Source organism: Roseovarius sp. A-2 (assembly GCF_002072155.1).
GTDB lineage: Bacteria > Pseudomonadota > Alphaproteobacteria > Rhodobacterales > Rhodobacteraceae > Roseovarius.
This window is the reverse complement of record NZ_BDIY01000081.1, coordinates 1-1392: the sequence shown is the minus strand read 5'-3', so window position 1 is coordinate 1392 and position 1392 is coordinate 1. Positions and strand designations below refer to the sequence as shown.

Below are 1392 nucleotides of genomic sequence, written 5' to 3'. Positions count from 1 at the left end.
GGTTGTGTCTCGAAAGTGGTTGAAATTCTCCAGCGGCGTCCTCCGAGCGGTTTGATTTGTGCCTGATCAGGCGGCGAGGTCAAGGGTCATGGGCTCGATTGGCTGGTCGAGGGTCTGCCACCCGTCGACTTTGCGCATCTGGATCTGACCGGAAGCCAGCAACGCCCAGAGCAGCATAGGCACGGTTTCCGGACAGGGCAGCACGGTCTGCGTCTTGATCCGACGTCGGAACTCACCGTTGAGGCGCTCGATGACGTTGGTCGTCCGCGCAGACTTCCATTGCGACGGATCGAGCCGGGTGAATGCGAAGAGGCGATCGCCTGCTTCCTCAAGGCTATCAGCCACAGCGCGGCACTTGAGACGCCATTTGCGCAGGAAGGCCTTGCGCTTCTGCTCTACCTTGTCGGCGGGGTCGGCGTAGATCATGTCGCGGTAATCTTCAGTGAGTTCGTCCTGCACATGCTCTGGAGCATGCGCCAGAAGATTGCGATGTTTGTGAACCGTGCAGCGCTGGATGGGGAGATCCTCGCCCCACAGCGCGACCAGAGCCGCCTCCAGCCCGGGCGCTCCATCCACGATAGCGAATTCGGGGCGCTTGAGGCCACGCACATCGAGGTCATCGAGGAACTGCCGCCAGGCCGCCGTACTCTCTCCGCCCATATTCCTGATGGAAAGCAGGACTTTCTGGCCATCACGGCGCACGCCGATCGCGGCCAGAACCGAGATGTTCGTCGCCCGTCTGTTAATCCGCGTCTTGATCACGGTGCCGTCGAGGATGATGCGCACGATGTCCTCTTCCGCAAGGCTCCGTGCGCACCAGGCGTCCCAGTCGGTCTTCACCTTGCGCCAGGCACGGCTCACAACGTCCTTGCCCACGGCCCCCTTGAACAGCGCAAACAGGGCCCGCTTGACCCGGCGCGTGTTGGTCCCCGAGAGATAGACGCCGGTGATGAGCGCCTCTGCGGCTTTGGTCAGGCGCTGGTAGCGCGGCAAAGCCCTTGAGCGCCATTCGCGGACCTTTCCATCCTCGTCCTCCACGCGAGCGCGGGGCACGCTGACGGTCTCGGTGCCAAAGGTCCCTGTGATCCGGCGCTCCCGCGTCCCGTGGCGGTAGCCCTTCGCACCCCCGATCTCGCGGCTGTAGCGCAGTCGGCCAAGAAAGCCGTCCAGCTCCTCTTCGAAAACGGCTTCGATCGTCGTACGGATGTTGGCTCGCAGCCGGTCCTCGATCGGATCAAATCCCTCTTCACATGCGAGTAGCGAAATCGGGCTGGTATCTGTAGTCTTGGTCATGGCGTGATCTCCTTGGCGGTGCCAGCCGCCGGTTGGGTGGTTTTCATTCACCCGGAGATTACGCCACCTTCAAATTTCCACCAACTTCGCGACACAACC

At 62.1% G+C, this 1392-nt stretch carries 1 protein-coding gene; it reads right to left on the bottom strand.

Annotation, left to right across the window (positions count from 1 at the left end; all coding sequences use genetic code 11):
* Positions 1-66: 66 nt before the first annotated feature.
* Positions 67-1293: an IS256 family transposase gene (locus BHD06_RS22645; RefSeq protein WP_080459193.1), complete on the bottom strand. Its 1227-nt coding sequence runs from the start codon at positions 1291-1293 to the stop codon at positions 67-69.
* Positions 1294-1392: the final 99 nt, after the last annotated feature.

Coding starts and splice junctions, on each gene's coding strand:
- BHD06_RS22645 (WP_080459193.1), bottom strand. CDS start 1,293: ATGACCAAGACTACAGATACCAGCCCGATTTCGCTACTCGCATGTGAA.